General features: G+C 44.2%; 17 protein-coding genes. 15 read left to right on the forward strand and 2 right to left on the reverse strand.

All coding sequences use genetic code 11. The features are described 5' to 3' along the window. The first annotated feature begins 3 nt into the window (after positions 1 to 3). The 8 genes from G7Y46_RS07650 to G7Y46_RS07685 all read left to right on the forward strand — a co-directional run bounded on the left by G7Y46_RS07650 (position 4) and on the right by G7Y46_RS07685 (position 11222). A complete protein-coding gene (locus G7Y46_RS07650) occupies positions 4 to 1302 on the forward strand; it encodes a glutamate-5-semialdehyde dehydrogenase (protein ID WP_165253767.1) in 1299 nt (432 codons plus the stop codon). 9 nt (positions 1303 to 1311) lie between these two features. Then, positions 1312 to 2013, forward strand: coding sequence for a nicotinate-nucleotide adenylyltransferase (gene nadD, locus G7Y46_RS07655; RefSeq protein WP_241157098.1), 702 nt, complete (start codon positions 1312 to 1314; stop codon positions 2011 to 2013). 9 nt (positions 2014 to 2022) lie between these two features. Next, positions 2023 to 2646, forward strand: coding sequence for a bis(5'-nucleosyl)-tetraphosphatase (symmetrical) YqeK (gene yqeK, locus G7Y46_RS07660; RefSeq protein WP_165061515.1), 624 nt, complete (start codon positions 2023 to 2025; stop codon positions 2644 to 2646). Continuing rightward, the gene (gene rsfS / locus G7Y46_RS07665; RefSeq protein ID WP_165061512.1) at positions 2643 to 3086 is read left to right on the forward strand and encodes a ribosome silencing factor; all 444 of its coding nucleotides are present in this window, start codon (positions 2643 to 2645) and stop codon (positions 3084 to 3086) included. The genes yqeK and rsfS overlap by 4 nt, the downstream gene beginning before the upstream one ends. Positions 3087 to 3239: 153 nt before the next feature. After that, on the forward strand, positions 3240 to 5873 hold the full coding sequence (locus tag G7Y46_RS07670) for a BTAD domain-containing putative transcriptional regulator (RefSeq protein ID WP_165253769.1): 2634 nt from the start codon (positions 3240 to 3242) through the stop codon (positions 5871 to 5873). A 141-nt stretch (positions 5874 to 6014) separates the two neighbouring features. Continuing rightward, complete coding sequence (secA, locus tag G7Y46_RS07675; protein WP_165253771.1) at positions 6015 to 8801, forward strand: preprotein translocase subunit SecA; 2787 nt, start codon at positions 6015 to 6017, stop codon at positions 8799 to 8801. Then, positions 8791 to 9876, forward strand: coding sequence for a peptide chain release factor 2 (gene prfB, locus G7Y46_RS07680; RefSeq protein WP_165253773.1), 1086 nt, complete (start codon positions 8791 to 8793; stop codon positions 9874 to 9876). Before secA ends, prfB begins: the two co-directional genes overlap by 11 nt. Positions 9877 to 9926: 50 nt before the next feature. Then, a complete protein-coding gene (locus tag G7Y46_RS07685; protein WP_165253775.1) occupies positions 9927 to 11222 on the forward strand; it encodes an amidohydrolase in 1296 nt (431 codons plus the stop codon). A gap of 4 nt (positions 11223 to 11226) precedes the next feature. Here the strand turns inward: G7Y46_RS07685 and G7Y46_RS07690 are convergent, their stop codons facing one another. Further along, complete coding sequence (locus tag G7Y46_RS07690; RefSeq protein ID WP_165253777.1) at positions 11227 to 11760, reverse strand: LuxR C-terminal-related transcriptional regulator; 534 nt, start codon at positions 11758 to 11760, stop codon at positions 11227 to 11229. Positions 11761 to 12086: 326 nt separating this feature from the next. On the opposite strand from G7Y46_RS07690, the gene G7Y46_RS07695 reads away from it, so the two are divergent. The 7 genes from G7Y46_RS07695 (at position 12087) to G7Y46_RS07725 (ending at position 19871) form a co-directional block, all read left to right on the forward strand. Further along, positions 12087 to 14162, forward strand: a complete 2076-nt coding sequence (locus G7Y46_RS07695) for an elongation factor G (RefSeq protein WP_165061475.1) — start codon at positions 12087 to 12089, stop codon at positions 14160 to 14162. 92 nt (positions 14163 to 14254) lie between these two features. Beyond that, positions 14255 to 15184 (forward strand): SpoVA/SpoVAEb family sporulation membrane protein, encoded by a 930-nt coding sequence (locus tag G7Y46_RS07700; protein WP_165061472.1) that lies wholly within the window; start codon positions 14255 to 14257, stop codon positions 15182 to 15184. Between the two features lie 8 nt (positions 15185 to 15192). Next, entirely contained in the window at positions 15193 to 15486 is a 294-nt protein-coding gene (locus tag G7Y46_RS07705; protein WP_165061469.1) for a hypothetical protein, read from the forward strand. Positions 15487 to 15723: 237 nt separating this feature from the next. Next, entirely contained in the window at positions 15724 to 16266 is a 543-nt protein-coding gene (locus tag G7Y46_RS07710; RefSeq protein WP_165253779.1) for a hypothetical protein, read from the forward strand. Between the two features lie 156 nt (positions 16267 to 16422). Then, entirely contained in the window at positions 16423 to 17628 is a 1206-nt protein-coding gene (locus G7Y46_RS07715) for a glutamine amidotransferase family protein (RefSeq protein WP_165253781.1), read from the forward strand. Beyond that, complete coding sequence (locus tag G7Y46_RS07720) at positions 17621 to 19126, forward strand: glutamate synthase-related protein (RefSeq protein ID WP_165253783.1); 1506 nt, start codon at positions 17621 to 17623, stop codon at positions 19124 to 19126. Before G7Y46_RS07715 ends, G7Y46_RS07720 begins: the two co-directional genes overlap by 8 nt. Further along, entirely contained in the window at positions 19113 to 19871 is a 759-nt protein-coding gene (locus G7Y46_RS07725) for a glutamate synthase (protein ID WP_165253785.1), read from the forward strand. The genes G7Y46_RS07720 and G7Y46_RS07725 overlap by 14 nt, the downstream gene beginning before the upstream one ends. Positions 19872 to 19967: 96 nt before the next feature. Here G7Y46_RS07725 and G7Y46_RS07730 read toward each other — a convergent pair whose 3' ends face one another. Next, entirely contained in the window at positions 19968 to 21221 is a 1254-nt protein-coding gene (locus G7Y46_RS07730; RefSeq protein ID WP_165253787.1) for a glutamate-cysteine ligase family protein, read from the reverse strand. Positions 21222 to 21417 lie beyond the last annotated feature (196 nt).

Here is a 21417-nt window from a genome sequence, read left to right on the forward strand (position 1 = left end):
TTAATGAATAACGCTATATATGATGATGTTCTGCACTTGGCTGAAAAAGCAAAAGACGCATCGGCAGTTGTGGCTAGAACAACAATAGATGAAAGAAACGGCGCGCTAAGCTGCATGGCTAGGGCACTTCGCGATAATACATCTTCAATATTGCAGGCTAATAGTCTTGATATGAAAGCGGCTGAAGCTGCTGGGACAAGCGATGCCATATTAGATCGATTAATGCTTGATGAGGCTAGAGTTAACTCTATGGCTGATGCGCTTGAAGATTTAGTAAAGCTAGCAGATCCGCTTTCGCGCACTTTAGAAGCGCGCGATATGTATAACGGAATGTATCTTGAACGTGTTAGCGTTGCCATGGGTGTTGTTGGAATAATTTACGAAGCGCGCCCGAACGTAACTGCTGATGCGGCTGGAATATGTATCAAGTCGGGTAATTCGTGTATTTTGCGAGGCGGCAGTCTGGCGGCGCATTCAAATGAAGCTATAACCAATGTGTTGGCAAGTGCTGCCATGCGCGCCGGAATGCCTTGTGGTTGCATAAGCGCCATAACTACTACTGACAGAAGTGCAACGGATGCTTTAATGCAATTGCATGGCATTGTAGATTTAATAATTCCGCGTGGTGGTGCGGGTCTTATTAGACACTGTGTTGAAAATTCGAAGGTTCCTGTCATAGAGACTGGCACGGGAAACTGTCATGTGTATATCCATGAAAGCGCTGATGTCGATATGGCTAAGCAGATAGTTCTCAATGCAAAATGTAGGCGTTATGGGGTATGTAATGCTGCCGAAACTTTGCTTGTAGATTCTACTTTTGATGCGTCTGGCTTAGCTCGCATAATGGATGCGCTTGTGGAAAAAGGCGTGCTTTTGCATTGCGATGAAAAGGCAATGAATATAGCTAAATCAGCAGGGATAAAGACTAGCGGCAACAATAGTCAGGCTGTATTAGCGACACAGGCTGATTGGGAAACTGAGTATCTTGCTCCTGAGATAGCTGTGAAAATTATTGATGGCGGAGTTGAAGAAGCGCAAGCTCATATTAACAAGTACGGAACGGGGCATTCGGAGGCTATCGTAGCAACAGACGATTCTGCGATTGAGCTTTTTTTAAGTGGTGTTGATGCTGCTGCGGTGTATGCAAATGCGTCTACTGCTTTTACCGATGGTGGTCAATTTGGTTTAGGTGCCGAAATTGGCATATCGACGCAGAAACTGCACGTGCGCGGTCCGTTTGCACTAGAGGCTCTAACCTCTTATAAATATATATTGCGCGGTAATGGTCAGGTGCGTGCATAGGTGGGCGCATTGGATGATACAGAAGAGTTGGCTTTTAACGGCGCTGTGCCAACAGGTGTGTGCGATGCTGTTGTAAGTAAGAAATTTGACCGGCTTGGCAGCGATGGGCGCGCAGCTAGGTTGGGCATTATGGGTGGCACGTTTGACCCTGTACACATGGGGCACTTGGCGTGTGCCGAGGCGGCATATAGCGAGTTTAATCTTGATGCAGTAGTGTTTATGGTTGCAGCTAATCCTTCGCTTAAGCAAAAACAAGCGCTAACCGATATGACCGATCGTCTAAATATGTGCAAATTGGCGGTGGCTCATAACTCTCATTTTGATGTAAGTGCTATGGAGATGCGTCGCGGTGGTATTACGTATACATCAGATACGTTGCGTCAACTTCGCGAACATTATCCATCTAATGTTGAGCTGTGTTTTATACTGGGCAGCGATTCGCTTACCACATTGCCTGAGTGGCACGAAGCTGGCGTTGTAGCTGAACTCGCGCGAATAATCTGCGTGTCGCGTCATGGGTTTGAAGATGAAGAGCTTGTTGAAAGGGCAAGAGAAGCCGGATTTACAATAGATATTTTGCAAGCGCCATTGCTAGATATTTCATCAAGTGAAATTCGTCGCAGGGTGGTGCTGGGCAAGTCGATACGCTATCTTGTTCCGCTGTCTGTGTGCGATTATATTCGCTCACATAAGTTGTATACAAAGAGCTAGGCAGAGTTTATGGAAGATGTGTTCAGTCAAAAATTTTTAGATGCCCGAATAGAAGATCTAAAGGGGCGTGTTAAACCTAAACGTTTCAAGCACATTATGGGTGTTGCTGATACGGCAGAGTTGTTAGCGAAAACATATGGCGAAGACAGAAATAAGGCGCGTCTAGCCGGTCTTCTGCATGATTGGGACAAAGGATATCGCGACAAAGAAATAAGACAGCGCGCCTACGATTTAGGTGTAGATGCTCTTGTAGGCGAGTGGATGATAGAAAATATGCCTGAGGTATTGCACGGACCTACTGCTGCAGCTGCGCTTGAGAGGGAATTTCCGCAAATACCATCAGATGTACTAAAAGCTATACGTTGGCATACGACTGCTTCGTTGGATATGAGCAACTTAGATAAAATAGTTTATATTGCTGATGCACTAGAACCATCTAGGAGTTTTCAAGAAGCTGAATTGCTCAGATCGTATATTGGTCAAATATCCTTAGATGAACTCTACTACAGAGTTTACAAATTTTGGACACTTGCACTTATAGCTAGCGATAGAGTGTTGCATCCTGATACTATCAGTATATGGAATTCTATAGCCGCAGAGAAATCGAAGGCGAAGAAGGAGAAATACGCATGACAAAAGAGTGCGCAGAAAGTTCACGCCAGATAGCCATTGCCGCAGCGATTGCTGCTGACTCTAAAAAAGCTACAGACATAATGGTGCAGGAAGTGCGCGAACTTATTGGAGTGACCGATTATTTTGTAATAGTCACGGCTAAGAATACGGCGCAGGTAGAGGCAATAATAGATGCTATAGAGGAGAAATTGCGCGACGATTTCTCGGTAAAGCCTACACATCGCGAAGTGTCTGGCGACGGCTCTTGGTCGTTGCTTGATTATGGCAGCATAGTTGTGCATGTTTTTCAGCCACAAACTCGCGAATATTACAGATTAGAAGCGCTTTGGAACGATGCTCCTGTCATAGATTTGGCTGCCGAAGCAGGCTTGAGAGATTTAGAGTATTCCGAGCGCATTGGAAAACTAATTCGCGATGCCGCATCTGCTACACAGAAGTAACAAATATTTTTTGTAGCCAATGTGCAAAATCCCACGTTTGACTTATGTAGTGCAAAGCCGCTTTATGTTTTGGGCTTGATGTTCAAATATTGTTGACACTATTTTGAACAGTGTTCTCTAGTCGAAGAATGCCGTCAGAAAGAGCTGATATGTATGGCATCTTTCGTGGAATCTTGCAGATGTAGTGGCGCTAGACCAGCTGGAATTGTCGGGCATAGGTTTACATCTCGCCCTGATATAGTCGGACGCCTTTTGCGCGATAGGCATGTAGTAAGGTTTGTTGTCGCGCCAACTGGTTTTGGGAAAAGTACTACAGTTTTCGAGTATTCAAACATAATATTTGGCTTTCGCGATATGCTTTGGATGAATTGCAAATCGCCATGCTTTCTAAGAGATTTAGATGCAAACGTTTTACTATCTGCAATAAGGCATATTGAACCTGCGCTTAGGCTTGCCGTTTTTGAAGACGTGCCTTGTCTCGATGACGATCGCGCAATAGCGTTTAGCAATGTCTTAGATCAGCTTTTATCTTTAGATTATGAAGTTATAGTGACATGTACACCATCTGCTGACACCTTTTCGCATTTACAAAGAGATCGTATGATGCTAACGGGCAACGATCTGCTTCTCTCCGATGATGAGCTTGTCACGCTTACTGTAAGCAATAGATATAGCGAACAAGACATTTCTGCTATTCCTAGCATATCGCGCATTGCGGGAATGTATTGGCGCGATGAAGGCGCGCGTGCGCTTCTTCAGGGCGTATCCTTAGAAGAACTTCCGCAAGATGTAGTTTTGACAATGATTGTATTGCTGGTTCTTGGGTCGGGGAATATAGATGATATTCAGGCATTTTTAACGCCGGACAGAGCCAGAGAGGCTGGCGCAATAATTTCAGAGAGTTATCCATTTTTCGGATTGGACAGTAGAGCGGGCGTATATAAAACTGTAGACGTTTCAATTGCGCAGATTGCCGAGAATTTTGGGGCTAGAATGTCTCGGTTTGCTGCTTGCTCTACATTTGGCGATAAAGATGCGCTTGCGTGTCGTTTAGCCGACATGCTTATAGAAAGCGAACAATATCGCAGGGCATGCGAATTTATGTGCTCATTTGCGTCGAAATCTGCGGCGGCGGGATGGTTGGTGCGCTCTTGTAGGTGTCTTATTCGCAATGGGGAAGCGTATGCTATAGCGAAGTTGCACGATGCGATTCGTCGAGGCGCAACTGGACAGCTGGATGCGCTTTCAATTTGTAAATCGTGGGCATCTTTAATGATGGGTGATATTGATGCGGTTTTAACTTTTTCAAAACGAATTTCGCGCTCTGGTGCAGCAAGTGTTATGCAGAAGATGCAGGCATTTTGTTTTCTCGTTCTATTTGGCGACAAACAAAGCGTGAAGAAAGCGGCTTTCAAACTAAGTCAAATATTGGATCAATTTGACGAGTCTGCAGCAAAATGCGAGGAAAGTCTTTACTGCGATACGTTGGTTATGGCGAAATTTGCCTTAGCGATAGAAGATGAGGGACTTGCCGCTGTTAAAGATTGGGATTTAATGCGAACGCAAGATTCGCAAAATGCAGCTAAGCTAGATGTATTGCTTTTTTGTGCGGGCATTCTGATGAAATGTATTGTTGCCGAATTATCTAAAGACGACAGTTCAAGCATCAATGGTTTCAAAGATGGCAGCATGCAGTCAGATTTGCTAAACCGGCTTAGAACCATGCTTGCATTCTGCAAAAACTCTGTAGAAGCGCATGTGTCTAGCAATAATTGGTTTATCTTCTTTGCTGCTCAAAATATCTTAGATATTACAGATGCTTTACCTTTGTTCTCCGACTTAGCGCTGTCGGATAAGGCTGTGTCCAACTTTCAGCGAATGCGGGCATCAATTTCAAAACAATGCGAAGAATACGGTTTAGATGTGCGCAGAGCCAAAGCGAAACAGCATGAATATAATGTTACCAACCCAAGTATATTCCGATTTGAAGAAGACATTTCCAAAAATGAAAATGCCAGCACATCCATTCCGACGCTTAGTGTGAATTTATTTGGTGGCATGGAGGTGCGTTTGGGCGGAAGAATTTTAGAACCTAACAAATTAAGCAGGATGAAAACGAAAACGCTATTAGCAGTTCTTGTTATTAATCGTGGAAAAGAAATACCTAGGCATCGTCTAGCTGAAATACTATGGCCCGACTCTGGCATAGATTCTTATAGACGCAATTTCTATTCAATATGGTCACAGTTAAAGCAATCGTTATCCATTGATGGAACTTGTCCGTATCTTATTAGGTCGCAGGTTGGATGCAGCATAGATATGCGTCTTGTTACAAGCGATGTATACGAGTATGACAAAATTTGTCGAGCATTGCTTTTTGGCAGCGACGAAGCGAACGACTGGGAGTATCTCTATTCGCGTGTTTGTAACGAATATGCCGGAAAACTTATGCCGTGCGAAACAGAAAATAAGACCATAGTGTCGCTTCGAGATCATTATCATGCTCAAATGGTCGATGGGTTAATTGCTACATCGGCTAGATTGGTCGCCATGAATGAACCTAGGGGTGCGCTATGGTTTGCCCGGGAAGCTGCTAGGCGCGAATCTAAGCGCGAAGACGTGTTTATTGCGTTGATGGAGGCACAGATAGCAGCAGATCAACGCTCGGCTGCTTTGGAGACATATTTTGAGTGCCGTCAATTTCTAAGTGAAGAGTTAGGGATAGATCCTTCATCGCGTTTGGTGGGGCTATATCGGTCCATAATTGAGACTGAAGATGTCTTCTAACTGCCTTAATTTGTTTGTTGGTCGCGGATTACGTGTGAATTCTTACGCATATTCTTTGGCGTGTATTAGAATTGGCTAGATACATTCAATTTGACAATGTGTGATATACGTAAGCATGTAGAAGAGATAGGCAAACTAAAAATGGGAATACTCTCAAAGCTGTTCTCGGCTGGCGAAGGAAAGCAGCTTAAAAAGTACCAAGGCAAAGTGGATAAGGTGAATGCTCTTGAGCCTACAATGCAGGCTATGAGCGATGAAGAACTAAGGGGTATAACCGCTAAATTTCGTGAAAGATATGCCGCGGGAGAAACTTTAGACGATCTGCTGCCCGAGGCTTTTGCTGCTGTTCGCGAAGCTAGTGTGCGCACCATAGGGCTTCGCCACTACGATGTGCAGCTGATAGGCGGTATGGCGCTTAACGCTGGCGAGATTGCTGAGATGAAAACCGGCGAAGGTAAAACGCTTGTATCTACTTTGGCGGGTTATCTAAACGCAATACCCGGTCATAACGTTCACATAGTCACCGTTAACGACTACCTTGCCAAGCGCGACTCGCAATGGATGGGTCAGATATATGAATTTTTGGGAATGAAAGTTGGTCTTATACAAAACGGTATGCGTCCAGCTGCGAAAATTCCTGCGTATCAAGCCGATGTTACCTATGGTACTAATTCTGAATTTGGCTTTGATTATCTGCGTGACAATATGGTTACTCGTGCCGATGCAAGAGTTCAGCGCGGGCACCATTTCGCTGTGGTAGACGAGGTTGACTCTATTCTTATTGACGAAGCGCGAACTCCGCTTATTATTTCCGGTGCTGGAATGCAGGCAGCCGATACCTACAAGAAATTTGCTGCGGTTATGCCCGGTCTTGTAGAGGGCGAAGACTTCGATATGGACGAAGCTAAGCGTACTATTAATGCTACCGAAGTCGGTCTTGAGCGCATTGAAAGCATGCTTGGCATAGAAGACATATACAGCGATCCTTCCGGTCAGCTAGCCAATCACCTGCAGCAAGCATTGAAAGCGCAATTCTTATTCCATCGCGATATAGACTACGTTGTTATAGATGGCGAAGTGAAAATTGTCGATGAGTTTACTGGTCGTATCATGGAGGGTAGGCGCTATTCCGAGGGTCTACATCAAGCGCTTGAAGCGAAAGAGCACGTTAAAGTTTTAGATGAAAATCAGACTTTGGCTACTATTACACTTCAGAACTATTTCCGTTTGTATGAAAAACTTTCAGGCATGACCGGTACCGCTATGACTGAAGATGCGGAATTCCGTCAAATATATAAACTGCCTGTTTTTGCTATTCCGCCCAACAAGCCCGTTATTCGTGACGATTTGAACGATTTGGTTTATCGCACGGTAGATGCAAAGTTTAATGCGGTTGCGAATGATATTGAGGCTAGAAACGCCATAGGGCAACCCTGCCTGATAGGTACTGTTTCTATTGAAAGTTCTGAAAGACTGTCGCGTTTGTTGGATAAGCGCGGTATTAAGCATGAAACTCTGAATGCTAAAAACCACGAACGCGAGGCTCATATTGTTGCGCAGGCTGGTCGTGTAGGCGCTGTTACTATTGCTACTAACATGGCTGGTCGTGGTACCGACATTTTGCTGGGCGGCAACCCTGATGTGTTGGCGCAAGATATTTTACGCGATCGCGGGTTTGACCCCGATGCGCCAGAGTTTGACGAAGATGGTCAGGCAAACGAGCTGTTTGCACCCGCAGCCGAGCGAGATAAGGCTTTAGAAGAAGCGCGTGCTATATGCAAGCAAGAACAAGAGATTGTAAAATCGGCGGGTGGTCTTTGCGTTATAGGCACAGAACGCCACGAATCGCGCCGTATTGATAATCAGCTTCGTGGTCGTTCTGGTCGTCAAGGTGATCCGGGCGTAACGCAATTTTATCTTTCATTGGAAGACGATCTGATGCGTCTATTTGGCGGCACTCGCATGGATTCCATATCGAATATGATGCAAAAAACCGGCATGGAAGACGATATGCCAATTCAGGCTAGCATGGTATCGAAATCTATTGAAAGTGCTCAGCGCCAAGTTGAAAGCATGCATTTTGCAGCCCGTAAAAACGTTCTTGAATACGACGATGTTATGAATCTGCAGCGCAAAGCTATCTATGATGAAAGAAACGCTATCTTAGACGGCAAATCTATGCTAGAGCGCATTCCGCAGATTGTAGATGATTCTGTAGCAGCTCAGGCATCCGAGATGCTTGGCGATGCCGCAAGTGACGATTGGGATAAGCGTGCACTAGAGCTGTGGGCGGCAAATATGAGCGGTCGCAGCGATTTCAAAATAGACGAAATAGATCACGATGACGATCCAGAAGTTGTTGAAGATGCTCTGCGCGATTTCCTGATGGGAACCTACAACGAGAAACTGGGTGTTCTCGGACCAGATATTATGTCGAATCTGTCTAACCAGATTATGCTTCGCATAATGGATACTCGTTGGATGGCGCATCTGCAAGAGATGGATTACTTGAAAACCGGTATTGGTTTGCGTGCATTCGGTCAGCGCGACCCGTTAGTGGAATACAAAAATGAAGCATACAGTGCTTTTGAAAATATGACAGCGGGCATGTACGACGACTATCTGCGCACGCTGTTGCGTCTTGAAATAGCGGTAAAAATAGAACCTGTGCAGCAGGAAGATCCTACTGAAAAGGAACTTAGCTATTCGTCTCCCGAGGCTGTTCTTGAAGACTCTGGCGTGGCGCAAGCGCGTACTACTTCCGGCAACGCTACTGTGCAAACAGCCACGCAGGCTCCACCTAAGCCTTCTGCAAGCAAGCCGCAAACTTATGTAAAAGATAAGGAAGACCCTTTCGCAAATGTGGGTCGCAACGATTTGTGTCCTTGTGGTAGTGGTCTTAAATACAAGAAATGCCATGGAAAGTAAGAAATTTGAAGAATTGGAAAGTCGGGTGCATGCAGCACACGACTTTCTTCATATAGAGAATATATCAGAGGAAATCCGAACGCTAGAAGCCGAAATGGCTAAGCCTGAGTTTTGGGATGACGCTGTTCATGCACAGGATGTGTCGAAACGTGCGGCTACAATAAAGGATACTTTGCATGCCTATTCACAGGCTGAATCTAAGCTAGGCGATATAAAGACGGCTTTAGAGTTTGCTTGTGAAGATGAGGCTTTTGAAGCGGAGGCGCAACAGGCGGCACAAGCTCTTGCTGCTATGCTTGATGTGCTCGAAATAGAGTCGTGGTTTTCGGGGCGCTTCGATTCAGGAGATGCAATTTTGTCGGTAAATCCCGGGTCTGGAGGACTGGAAGCTCAGGATTGGACCGAGATGCTGTATCGCATGTATTCGCGATATGCTGAACATCGGGGCTGGAAAGTTACCATTTTAGACATAGTTCCCGGCGAAGGTATAGGGCTCGACAAAGTTACTATACAGATAGAAGGCAAGAATGCTTACGGAATGTTGCGCAGCGAATCAGGCGTGCATCGTTTAGTGCGCATCTCGCCTACAGATGCGAAAAAGCGTCGTCATACCACTTTTGCTGGTGTAGAGGTTATGCCGGTTATCTCTGACGATTTGGAAGTAGATTTGAATCCGGCAGACGTGCGCGTCGATGTTTATCGCTCTAGCGGTCCGGGTGGACAGTGTGTAAATACTACCGATTCGGCTGTGCGTTTGACGCATATTCCTACAGGTTTGGTTGTAACTTGCCAAAACGAGAAAAGCCAGTTGCAAAATAAAGAAGCTGCATTTCGTGTCTTGCGTGCCAAGCTCTATGAAATTGAGGAACAGAAGCGTCGTGCGGAAATGGAAGAATTGCGTGGCGAGCGTATGGAAAACTCGTTTGGTAGTCAGATTCGCAACTATGTACTCTATCCCTACCAATTAGTAAAAGATGCAAGAACCGATATAGAGACTGGCAATGTTGATGCTGTTTTAGATGGCGATTTAGACGATTTCGTTATCGGATATCATAAATGGCTTAATTCGCAGTAGTTCTGCGTTATTATTAGACATTGTCCAATCTTTTCAATAAAGGAGTCGGAATGCTTCTGCGTGACATTGCTATTCTCGATGAGAATTTAGATTTTCAAGATCATCAATATGTCGGCATAATTGATGGCGCAATAGACTACATTGGATCAGAGCCACCTGCTGATGTTATGCGCTATGGTGATGTGTATAGCGGTTGTGGCAAATTAGCAATGCCTGCGCTTTACAATGCACATGCCCATGCTCCCATGACGCTTCTGCGCGGTTTTGCCGAGAACCTTCCGCTGGATAGATGGCTTAATGAAAAATGCTGGCCCTTTGAAGCGAAAATGACACCTGAGGATAATTATTGGGCTACATTGCTTGCGTGTGCCGAAATGTCGAGATACGGGGTAGTTTCATTTAGTGATATGTATTATGCCACGCCCGAGCGCGCACGCGCTGTGGGCGAAGCGGGTATGAAAGCTAATTTGTGCGAAGGATTGTTGGCGTTTGAGCCAAAACCATATTCCGAATATCCTATTTGCCAATTAAATGAACAGTATGTGCGCGATTTGCATGGCAGCTATGATGGGCGAATTCTGATCGATTACAACATTCATGCGGAATACACGTCTAATGAACAAACCTGCAGAGATATTGTAGAAATTTTGCACGGCAACAATTTGCGTCTTCATCTGCATCTCAGCGAAACTGAAAAAGAAGTTCAGGAATGTCGTCAGCGCCATGGTGGGTTATCGCCGGTAGAGTATTTCGATAGTATTGGAGCTTTTGATGTGCCGTGTACAGCTGCACACTGTGTATGGCTTAGCTCTAACGACATAGATATATTAGACCGTAAGGGCGTTTTTGTGGCTAATAATCCTGTTTCAAATATGAAGCTAGGAAGTGGCTTTGCGCCAATCCCTGAGATGCTTGAACGCGGCATGAATGTATGTGTTGGTTCCGATGGTATGGCATCGAATAATAACCATAACTTATTTGGAGATTTGTACGTAATGGGTCTGATATACAAAGGCTCTACACTAGATCCATCGGTAGTTGAACCCAAGCAGATTCTTCGTGCAGCTACGCGCACAGGCGCACTTTCGCAGGGGCGTGGCAACTGCGGCGTTATGAAAGAGGGAATGCGTGCCGACATATGTGTTCTAGATATTACAGGTCCGCAATGGTGTCCCATGGTACAGCCCGATTACAATGTTGTTTTTGCAGGGGATGGCAGCGATGTTGTTATGACTATCTGCGATGGCGAAATTGTGTACCAAAATGGTTCGTGGACAGGCATTGATATAGAGCAGGTGAAATTTGAGGTACAGCAACGCACGCAAAGGATAATATCTGAACTTTAGAAACTTAAGCTTTCTTGTTTGATTCATAAGTTGACGAATCTTCTTGTTGTATGCGGGCGCGTATTAGACTGCGCAATTCTTGGCAATTTTTGGTGCCGGTTTTCTTGTAAACCGATCCTAAGGAGTGTCTAATTGTGCTTTGGGATACAAACATTTGCTTTGCTATCGATGTTGAGGATTCGCCCAAAACGGCTTTTGTAGCAATTTCTATTTCTCGTTCAGTCAACCCAAATCTTGCAAGTTGCTGTGCGTGAAGTGCGTAATACATGTGAATTATGGTCTGCGAATTCATGCGCGCCAAGTTACTTCCCGCTAAGCGTAACTCTTCTATACGCGCGTTATATTCTTGTACTTCCCGCTTCATTTTAATGACTATTCTATCGTCTGCTTTCTTAGACAATTTTGTTATAAGTGCCGACGATAAAAAGGTAGAAGCAGCTGCGACCATACTAATTACGATGGCAACTTTATACATTGAAAGATTAGATTTTTTCGCTTCATGCTCACGCATTGCCGTGGATGCAGCATTGTGATTCATAAAATTTAAGCCTTAATCTTGTTGCATTAAACCTTAACATCTTAAAAATTGATGCACTAATAGTGCATTAGTAATGCCGCCATATACTATTTATAAAAGGAGAATGAAAATAATATCAGCATCATCTAATCGTTGTATGGGTTCAACGATAAACGGTTGTTGGTTAGGTGTAGCTATCACTTAATGCCTTCTAGAAATCGATATATTATGTGCTCGAGATATTCAGGTATAGCTTCCATGGGGTAAACTAATCATGCATATTAATGCACATCTATTGTCGTGGCATTTGCTACAGATGTGTTTAGATCTTCGAGATGGAGGAAAAGATGGCAGCTCCTGCTACTGAGCATGTGCGCAATATTGTCCTTGTGGGTCAAGATGGCGCAGGTAAAACATCACTGGCTGAAGCCATGCTGTACGTTTCGGGTAAAACTCCTAGAATGGGTACAACGCATGATGGTAAGTCGTTTATGGACTACGATTCAGAGGAAATAAAGCGTAAGTTCACAATAAGCACGAGCATAGCTCCTATTCCTTATAAAGACTACAAAATTAATGTGCTTGATACTTCTGGGCATCCCGATTTCATTGGCGATACTTTAGCTACTATGCAAGCTGCAGAAATGGCACTATTTGTGGTAGATGCAGTTGCCGGACCGCAGGTTATGACTACTCGTCTTTGGCGTGAAGCCGAAAAAATGAGGCTTTCGCGCGCAGTATATATCAATCATATTGATCGCGAAAATGCTAACTTTGATGCTGCTATGGCTACTCTGCATGCACGTTTCGGATCGCGTTTGGGCGCTGTGACTATTCCTATTGGTGTTAATCGCGATTTTGAAGGCGTAATAGATGTTATTCGCATGAAAGCGCGCTATCACAGAGGCGGCGGTACTGAGGAAACGGTAGAGGATATTCCCGCTGACTATATGGAAGCTGCGTTAATGGCGCGCGATAAACTTTGCGATTTGGTTGCTGAAGCCGATGACGAGCTTATGATGAAATACCTCGATGGCGAAGAGCAGCTAAGTCAAGAAGAGTTAGAATCGCTTCTCGATAAAGCGATTGCCCAAGAGTTATTCATTCCTGTATTTGTTGGTTCGACCATTATTATGCAGGGCGTAGAGAGCCTCATGGAAGATATATGTACATACTTCCCGCACCCGCGCAGTCATGGTCGTTTCCGTCAAATGTCTGATGGATTAACTATTCCAATTGATGAGACAAAACGTCCTAGTGCATTTGTTTTTAAGACTATAAACGATCCGTTTGTTGGGCGTTTAAGCTTCCTTAAAGTGTTATCCGGATATCTTGAGCCCGGACTAGAGCTGATCAATGCGCGTACCGGCAAGAAAGAGCGCTTGGGCAAGATTCAGGTAATGATGGGCAAAGAACCAATGGATGTAAAAAGCGCGAAAGCTGGCGATATTGTTGTTGTGCCAAAGCTTTCCGAGACGCGCAATGGTGATACGCTTTCCGTAGAAGGCGACATAGCAATTGAACCGCTTGAATTGCCCGAGCCGCTGTATCCGGTCGCAATAGAGGCTGTGAACAAAAATGAAGAGGACAAGCTAGGCACATTCTTGACACGTGCGGCTGAGGCCGATCCTACAATTCGCATTCAGCGCGACGATCAGACGCATCAAACTATAGTATATGCTATGGGCGATACTCAGGTTGATATGCTGCTCTCTCGCATGAAAGAGCAAGCTGGTGTAGATGCCAAATTGGTTGATGTTCGCATTCCTTATCGTGAAACTATTCGCCGCATGTCCGAGGCGCAAGGTCGCCATAAGAAACAAACCGGTGGCGCTGGTCAATTTGGCGATTGCTGGCTGCGCTTAGAGCCTATTCCAGATGGTGGATATGAATTTGTGGACGCTATTAAGGGTGGCGTTATTCCCAACGGGTTAATTCCTGCTGTCGATAAAGGCGTGCAAGAAGCTATGGCGGAAGGCTTTTTGGCTGGATATCCCATGGTTGATATTAAATGTACCGTCTTCGATGGCTCTTACCATGCTGTAGACAGTAATGAAATGGCGTTTAAGACTGCTGCTCGCATAGGCTTCCGCGCGGCATGTGAAAAAGCGAATCCGGTTGTGCTAGAGCCGATGGCTACGCTTGATGTTGCTGTTGATGAAGAGTATGCGGGTGCAGTTATGGGCGATATTTCGACACGTCGAGGTCGCATAATAGGTACTGACGCAGGTGCTGCTGGAGAGACAATTATTAAAGTGCGCGTGCCATATGCTGAAGTTATCAGTTACACGAAAGATCTTCGTTCAATTACGCGCGGCTCCGGTACATATTCAATTAAGTTGGAGGGCTACGAAGAGGCACCGAGAGAAGTGACCAAAAAGCTGATTGAAGCGCACGAGGCAGCACGAGCCGCGGGCAACTAAGGTTATAATCGCATGCGGCTTGCGCATCTAATGCGCAAAATACTAGGGGGTCAGCTGTTTATTTAGCTGATAGATGTTTAATAGGGGAAGATATGAAACCGTACAAGACAGTAATCTACAGTTTTTTTGTAGGAGGAATGTTTGCGCTTATCGCTCAGGCTATATTAGCGGTTTGGCAGACAGTGCTTGCTGGCACTCCGATGGAGTTTTTCATAGGTGGCGCCACGCTGGTATCTATGGGTGTAATTGGCTGCATTTTGGGTGGTCTAGCTTGCTACCAATACGTTGAGGAATGGGCAACATTCGGCGCTTTGTTGCCGTTCTCTGGTTTTGCTATGGCGGTAGGCATGAAAGCTGTTGGACCGTGGACCACCAACAATGAAAAAGCTGGAAAGTGCGTTATTAACGTTGTTTGGTTTGTACTGTGGTTCAATGTGGTTTTTGCGGCTATATGTATAGTCATAGGTTTCTTGTTTGGTATGCTTGGTGTTGAGCCAGCATTTACTATAGAAAAAACTACTGGCGCAATGCTTTTCCCGCTAGCTTTTCTTATTGGTGGTGTACTTGCGGCACTGTTCCAAATCCTTTTTGTTGCTTTGAAGTCAATAACACCGAAGGTTACTCCGCTTCATATATTGATGACAGCATGGATGTGCGGCGCAATATTTGCGCCACTTGGAGTTTCTGGTGCTTTGGCGAATCTCTCTGGGGAAGGTTTCTCCGTAATGATAACCGTTGGCGGTTACAACATGTACAATGTTGGATTCGACCTAGCCATGGGTGAAACCGGAACAGCTCTTCTGCATCTTGGTTCATTTGGACTGGCTGTATTCGGTCTTATGATTACCGCGCTGTTTACATGGATAATTTACAATGCGGTATTCGGACGTAAGCCTATTCATCAAGTTCACATAGATAAAGCACAGGCATCTATAGATGGTCTAACAAAGCAGGTGCCCGCTTCTGATAATGTTGAGGGTTTCGATTACGAAGTAAATCCGTCTTCAGCCACTAGTGCATAGGTGAATTTATGTCTCGCAACTCCAAAAATAAAGCCAAGATAAAACAGCAGATATATGAATTGAAGCTGAAAAAGCGCAATGGGTTTATGCGCTGCATAGCGGCAATTGTGGGTTTTGCTGTACTTATAGTTATCAAAATATCGCTTTCATCTAATGGTGTGGAGTGGGCGAGTACAACTGTGGCTAATGCTATCTTTTTCATTATGGCGTTAGTGGCGGCTGGTTTTGCCGGTCTAGGCAGTCGTGATTGGCGTCATGCGCGCGACGAGATTTTAGCGCTTAATCAGAAGCTGCATAAATAGACACTACTGGCTATATAAGCATTTGAGAAGGCATCTGCTGTTAGTGGATGCCTTCTTTTTATGAATTTATAAATAATATAGAACAAATGTTTTATTTATGATATAGTGAAGAAAATGAGCCAGTGCAAGCGCCTCTTTCAAAAAGAGTGTCCGCGCAGGTACCGTATTTCCCGCGGTACCCATACAACGCTTGCAAGATCCTCGCCGTATAGGGAATTAAAGAGAGTGGGTGCTACTATGCGTAAAGGCACGCTTTATTTTCCTGCGCAATTTTGCTCTTCTGATTCCATCGTAGAAGAGTCAGATATTAACACTGTTAAACATTTTCTTTGCATGTCTAATCCTGCAACCATAGCTGATCGCATTCTTTTAGATCGGTTTGATTGGTCGCCCGAGGCGCTGTCTGCTAACGAATCAATTAGGAATGCATTTGTGCATAAGATTCGGTCAGCGTTGTCTCTTATGCAGCATATAGAAGAGAGTTCAATTTCAGATTCCTTGCATATCGTAGTTCCTTGGCAATGGCCCAATCTATCTGATAAAGAAAAAGAGTCGAATTGTTTTATTGGGGCTGCGCTTGTTAACCTAGAAAATTCTAAGGTCACTGATATATCATCTTTGTCCAGCATGTCTTGGACTGACATGCTTAGCTATCGTATGTGGTTGCCAAATAACCTCTCCTGCATTGATTCAGTTGCAGTTATCAGCTATGTCTTTTGGTGTATTACACACGATGGATTTGGATCAGATTTGACAGAATTGATACGTGCCGTTATATAGCTCCATTTTTACGTTACGAAGCAGGCAAATATTAGGAGCGCTTAACACGATAGAAACATGCAGCACATTCATGCGTAACATAGCGATGTTAGCATTTTTCTAATATAGGTACACATGTATACAGATTATTGATCTCCACTTAAAGAGGTGCAGAATATGGCGGTTAAACCCATACCTAGAGAAGGTGACGTTAGAATCCCTTCCGGATGTGCGATATCTGCCGTTATGGATAAAAGCGGCAAACGCCATGACGGCAGCGACATTCTTAAATCTATTGCGCTGATGCACGATAGAGGCAATGGATTAGGCGGCGGCTTTGCGGCGTATGGAATATACCCTGAATACAAAGAGCTATACGCATTTCATATTATGTATGAAACTCACGAGTCGCGAATACAGACAGAGGCTTATATTGATAAGTATTTCATGATAGAAAAACAGGAGCGCATTCCTACCGAAAGCGTTGCCTCAATAAAGAATCCCCCTGATATTTGGCGGTATTTTGCTGCTCCGCATCCCATGCGGCTCAATATGAGCGGTTTAGATGAATCCGAATACACAATGCGCCATGTGGTGCATATTAATTCTTGTATTGATGGGGCATTTGTGGCTTCTTCTGGGAAAAATATGGGAGCTTTTAAGGGTGTGGGCTATCCGGAAGATATTGGTGAATTCTATAGAATAACCGATTATTCTGGTTGGGCATGGACTGCTCATGGTAGGTTTCCTACCAATACTCCGGGATGGTGGGGAGGCGCACATCCGTTTACTTTGCTTAACTGGTCTGTAGTTCATAATGGAGAAATTTCAAGCTACGATGCTAACCGAAGATATGTAGAACAATTTGGATATCTCTGCGATCTTCAAACAGACACAGAAGTTATAACGTATTTGTTCGATTTGCTTTCAAGAAGACACGGCTTGTCACAGGAGATGGCTGCTCATATTATGACGGCTGCATCTTGGGAAGAAATCGACAAGATGAGTCCTGAAGATGCGGAATTTGAAACAGCGCTTCGCATAACGTATGCAAGCGCCCTTGTGAATGGACCGTTTTCGGTTATTTTAGGCTCCGAAGAAGGTCTTCTGGCTTTGAACGATCGTCTTAAATTAAGAGCGCTAATGGTTGGAGAAAAGGGGAGCATGGTATATATGGCAAGCGAGCAAGCTGCCATAGAAGTGGTTTGCCCTGATGCTCAAAATGTTAGATCTATAGAAGGTGGCGTGCCATTTGTTGTACAACTTGACGAAGTGGCACAGCGCAAGATGAATGAATCCGCCGAAAACATTGCAAAGGAAACGCCTCTGGCGCACGAAACAGGAGTATTGCCTCCACGTAGAAGGGAGGCAACACATGCTTGATCATAGCCTTCCCAAATACAGGGTATATCGCGATTTGGAAGAGTGTAGCAACTGTGGAGTGTGCATACATTCTTGCTCTAACGGAGTGCACTATAAAAGCGCCGATGGAGTTGCCATAAAAGCCGATCATAAAAAATGCGTTAATTGTCTAAGATGTGTTGTTATGTGCCCAGAAAATGCTCTTGCTATTACTGAGTGGCCTCAAGTAGGTGTTGGGTCTTCTAATTGGACGCTTGGATATATGCAAGACATTGCAAAACAGGCTCAGACGGGGGCGGTGCTTCTATCGTCTATGGGTACACCTAATTCGTATCCGGTGTATTGGGATCATCTTCTATTGAATGCAAGCCAAGTAACAAATCCATCCATAGACCCATTGCGAGAACCTATGGAAACAAGAGTGTTTCTAGGCAGCCGACCAAACATGCTAAAAATTAACGAACGACAACGCAAAGTGGTTTCAAAAATGCCACCGCAACTTAAAATGAATGTTCCTGTTATGTTTTCTGCAATGAGTTTTGGGTCGGTGTCTCTTAATACCCAAAAAGCGCTAGCTATGGCAGCTCGCGAACTCGGTACTTTTTTCAACAGCGGCGAAGGTGGTCTTCATCGCGACTTGGAAGATTATTCTGACAACACAATTGTTCAAGTGGCTTCGGGAAGATTTGGGGTAGATCCTCATTATCTCAATAATGCGGCTGCTATAGAAATTAAGATTGGGCAAGGGGCAAAGCCCGGCATTGGAGGGCATCTTCCGGGCGAAAAAGTTACAGCTGAGGTGTCTGGTACGCGAATGATTCCACAGGGTTCAGATGCAATATCCCCTGCACCTCATCATGATATTTATTCTATTGAAGACTTGCGCCAGCTTATTTTTTCATTGAAAGAAGCCACTTTATACAAAAAACCAGTATTGGTAAAAATAGCTGCTGTGCATAATGCTGCTGCAATAGCTTCAGGTATGGCTCGGGCTGGAGCTGACATTATTGTTATAGATGGTTTTCGAGGCGGAACAGGTGCTGCTCCTAAGCGCATTAGAGACAACGTTGGTATACCAATCGAGTTAGCACTAGCGGCTGTAGACCAGCGTTTACGAGACGAAAGTATACGCTCTACGGTTAGTCTTGTCGTTTCTGGCTCTATTCGCAGTTCAGCGGACATAGTGCGCGCTATAGCGCTTGGTGCTGATGCTGTATCTATTGGTTCTGCAGCTCTTATAGCTGTAGGGTGTCATCAGTGTGGCGATTGCTATCGCGGGCGTTGTAATTGGGGCATTGCTACCCAAGATCCGAATTTAACAAGGCGCCTTCATCCAGAATCAGCCGCAAAAAGGATAGTGAATCTTGTTAGAGGCTGGAACAAAGAAATAGAAGAGATGATGGGCGGAATGGGGATAAATTCAATCGATAGCCTTCGGGGAAATCGTTATATGTTGCGCGGAGTAGGGCTCAATAAGAAAGAACTCGAGATACTCGGGGTGAAACATGCTGGAGAATAAAAAGCACTTTGTTTGCGACAATAATAAGGAAGAGCTAACACTGGGAACGTTGCATTTTCAAGAAGCGAATGAACTTATTCGCCAAAAGCTTGCCAAATGTAGCAGTCTTATACTGCGCAACGTTTTTGCGCAACGCTATATAGGATGCGCAATGCCCATGGGTAAAAGCATATATGTATTCGGTACGCCGGGAAATGATATGGCCGCTTATATGGATGGTGGCAGCATAGAAGTTTTTGGAAACGCGCAAGACCAGATAGGTAACACAATGAATGATGGTGTAGTTGTCATTCATGGGCGCTGTGGAGATGCAGCGGGTTATGCTATGCGAGGCGGTACCATTTTTATACGCGATGATTGCGGTTGGCGTGTTGGCATTAATATGAAGCAATATCAAGATAAATGTCCAACTATAGTTATCGGTGGTAATGCTGGGAACTTTCTAGGTGAATACATGGCAGGTGGCATTATTTTGCTTCTGGGCAAAGCCGGATCTTACTTAGCTACAGGTATGCACGGGGGCGTTATATATCTAAGAAAAAATATTGATTTGTCTGGCATTACAGATGATCTTTCAATTTGTCCCCTAGATGATAGTGACGAAACAAAAATAACAGGTTTGCTTAACAGCTATTCAGAAAACTTTGGAGACGAATTAGACAAATTTACATTACCCGATATAGAAGAGTTTGTAAAAATTATTCCCAAGTCAGCTAGACCTTATGCAAATATGTATGCAAATTAAACTTTGCATTGCATCGCTAAAGCCGGCAAGGCGTATTTATAACTGCGAAATTCCTGAATACACCCTTTCCGGCATTACGCATCTAAAGCGTACCTATTATATGTGCTCCATCTCTGCGATATCTGCTAGCGTTTTGCGATGCTCAACTAGTTCTGCTATTGGAACAATAAAATGTTTTTCCTCTTCCGATAAACTACTAGCCGCAATGCTTATCAGTTCATCGGCAATTTCAGACACTGGGCTTCCATACACGTCGGACGCATATCCTTTTTGCATTAAGAATGTTTTCGCATCTGCTATATCTTCGTTAGATACATTATCAAATATTAATTCCATCTGACTAAGAGCATTTGCGTTATAGAAAAGCCCCTTAATAAGCGCTGCATAAGCAACTACGTATTCTGATGGCATTGCATCTGCGGGTCTTATTTCTATATAACGTTTCAGGCGAACATCATTGAAAAACATTGATAAAGCGTGCTCTATATCGTCAGTAGACATAACTTTATCAGCAAATAATTCCCCAAATGTTTTTTTACATGGCTTATCGATATCGTCTATTTTTGCAACAAGTGCCGGTGTGTCCAAAATATAGGCAGCATATGCATCTAAAGAGAAATTCTTATCCATTACCTTTGGCACTATTCCGCACCGATCAGGGTCGCACTTCTGCCATATTTTCGTTCTTACCATATTGTGTGTTCTTGGTTTGGCTTCAAATATGGGCGAGTTATCGCATATCAGAGAAAATATAGGTACGCATGCATTAGAAAGACGCAGTTTTTGTAGACAATCTTTTTCAGAGGTGTAGTCGATCGATATTTGCGTAGAAGCGCTACCGCGCATCATACATATTCCAAACATAGATATGGCACCCAAATATTCATTCATAATAGCGTAGCGTTTTTTAGGTATTATCTTTAAATCTATTGCGCGCATTGTGGGGTGATATCCCGGCGTTAAAACCTCTATTCCGCAGTCTTTCCCAACGTCAAGCAACTCGCTTTCAAAATTATCAATACATTTTTTCGCCTCAAGTAAGCTATCGAATGGTCCAGCGGACAGTTCTACCTGTGCTGCTGGTTCTAGCGTAACGGTTTTATCTTTTCCAGCCATGCCGATTATATTGTTGCTATCGCACATAGGTTCCGGGAAAGATCCAGCTAGTTTTTTAAGCAACTCTTGTGCGCCGCAGTCGCCCTCATATGGTACTTGGCTTCCGTTTGGGTATACCAGCGTATGCTCAATTTCTATTCCAATTTTGGGTGTAGTATCTTTAATGCCGCTTCTGTAATAGTTGGCTATAGCTGCTATGTTTTTACTGCGCATTTCTTGATCGTATCGTCCCATCAAATATCCTCCGAATCTGTGCGCATCATTGACGTATGTCTATACGAATTATTTATTATTGAAATCGTATCACTAGCACGTTTGTATAACGGTCAATATAACCGAACGAATACAAAATGTGATTTTTCAGATAAGTTGCGATATTGTTTTACACATGGATAAATACTTCTTCATAATTATTACTGACAAGACGATA

Origin of the sequence: Adlercreutzia sp. ZJ304, from assembly GCF_011039075.1 — a bacterium.
Taxonomy (GTDB): domain Bacteria; phylum Actinomycetota; class Coriobacteriia; order Coriobacteriales; family Eggerthellaceae; genus Adlercreutzia_A.

What these genes read in the sequence shown, in the direction of transcription:
- G7Y46_RS07650 (WP_165253767.1), top strand. Translation starts at nt 4, where the DNA reads ATGAATAACGCTATATATGATGATGTTCTGCACTTGGCTGAAAAAGCA.
- yqeK (WP_165061515.1), top strand. Translation starts at nt 2,023, where the DNA reads ATGGAAGATGTGTTCAGTCAAAAATTTTTAGATGCCCGAATAGAAGAT.
- rsfS (WP_165061512.1), top strand. Translation starts at nt 2,643, where the DNA reads ATGACAAAAGAGTGCGCAGAAAGTTCACGCCAGATAGCCATTGCCGCA.
- G7Y46_RS07670 (WP_165253769.1), top strand. Translation starts at nt 3,240, where the DNA reads ATGGCATCTTTCGTGGAATCTTGCAGATGTAGTGGCGCTAGACCAGCT.
- secA (WP_165253771.1), top strand. Translation starts at nt 6,015, where the DNA reads ATGGGAATACTCTCAAAGCTGTTCTCGGCTGGCGAAGGAAAGCAGCTT.
- prfB (WP_165253773.1), top strand. Translation starts at nt 8,791, where the DNA reads ATGGAAAGTAAGAAATTTGAAGAATTGGAAAGTCGGGTGCATGCAGCA.
- G7Y46_RS07685 (WP_165253775.1), top strand. Translation starts at nt 9,927, where the DNA reads ATGCTTCTGCGTGACATTGCTATTCTCGATGAGAATTTAGATTTTCAA.
- G7Y46_RS07690 (WP_165253777.1), bottom strand. Translation starts at nt 11,760, where the DNA reads ATGAATCACAATGCTGCATCCACGGCAATGCGTGAGCATGAAGCGAAA.
- G7Y46_RS07695 (WP_165061475.1), top strand. Translation starts at nt 12,087, where the DNA reads ATGGCAGCTCCTGCTACTGAGCATGTGCGCAATATTGTCCTTGTGGGT.
- G7Y46_RS07700 (WP_165061472.1), top strand. Translation starts at nt 14,255, where the DNA reads ATGAAACCGTACAAGACAGTAATCTACAGTTTTTTTGTAGGAGGAATG.
- G7Y46_RS07705 (WP_165061469.1), top strand. Translation starts at nt 15,193, where the DNA reads ATGTCTCGCAACTCCAAAAATAAAGCCAAGATAAAACAGCAGATATAT.
- G7Y46_RS07710 (WP_165253779.1), top strand. Translation starts at nt 15,724, where the DNA reads ATGCGTAAAGGCACGCTTTATTTTCCTGCGCAATTTTGCTCTTCTGAT.
- G7Y46_RS07715 (WP_165253781.1), top strand. Translation starts at nt 16,423, where the DNA reads ATGGCGGTTAAACCCATACCTAGAGAAGGTGACGTTAGAATCCCTTCC.
- G7Y46_RS07720 (WP_165253783.1), top strand. Translation starts at nt 17,621, where the DNA reads ATGCTTGATCATAGCCTTCCCAAATACAGGGTATATCGCGATTTGGAA.
- G7Y46_RS07725 (WP_165253785.1), top strand. Translation starts at nt 19,113, where the DNA reads ATGCTGGAGAATAAAAAGCACTTTGTTTGCGACAATAATAAGGAAGAG.
- G7Y46_RS07730 (WP_165253787.1), bottom strand. Translation starts at nt 21,221, where the DNA reads ATGGGACGATACGATCAAGAAATGCGCAGTAAAAACATAGCAGCTATA.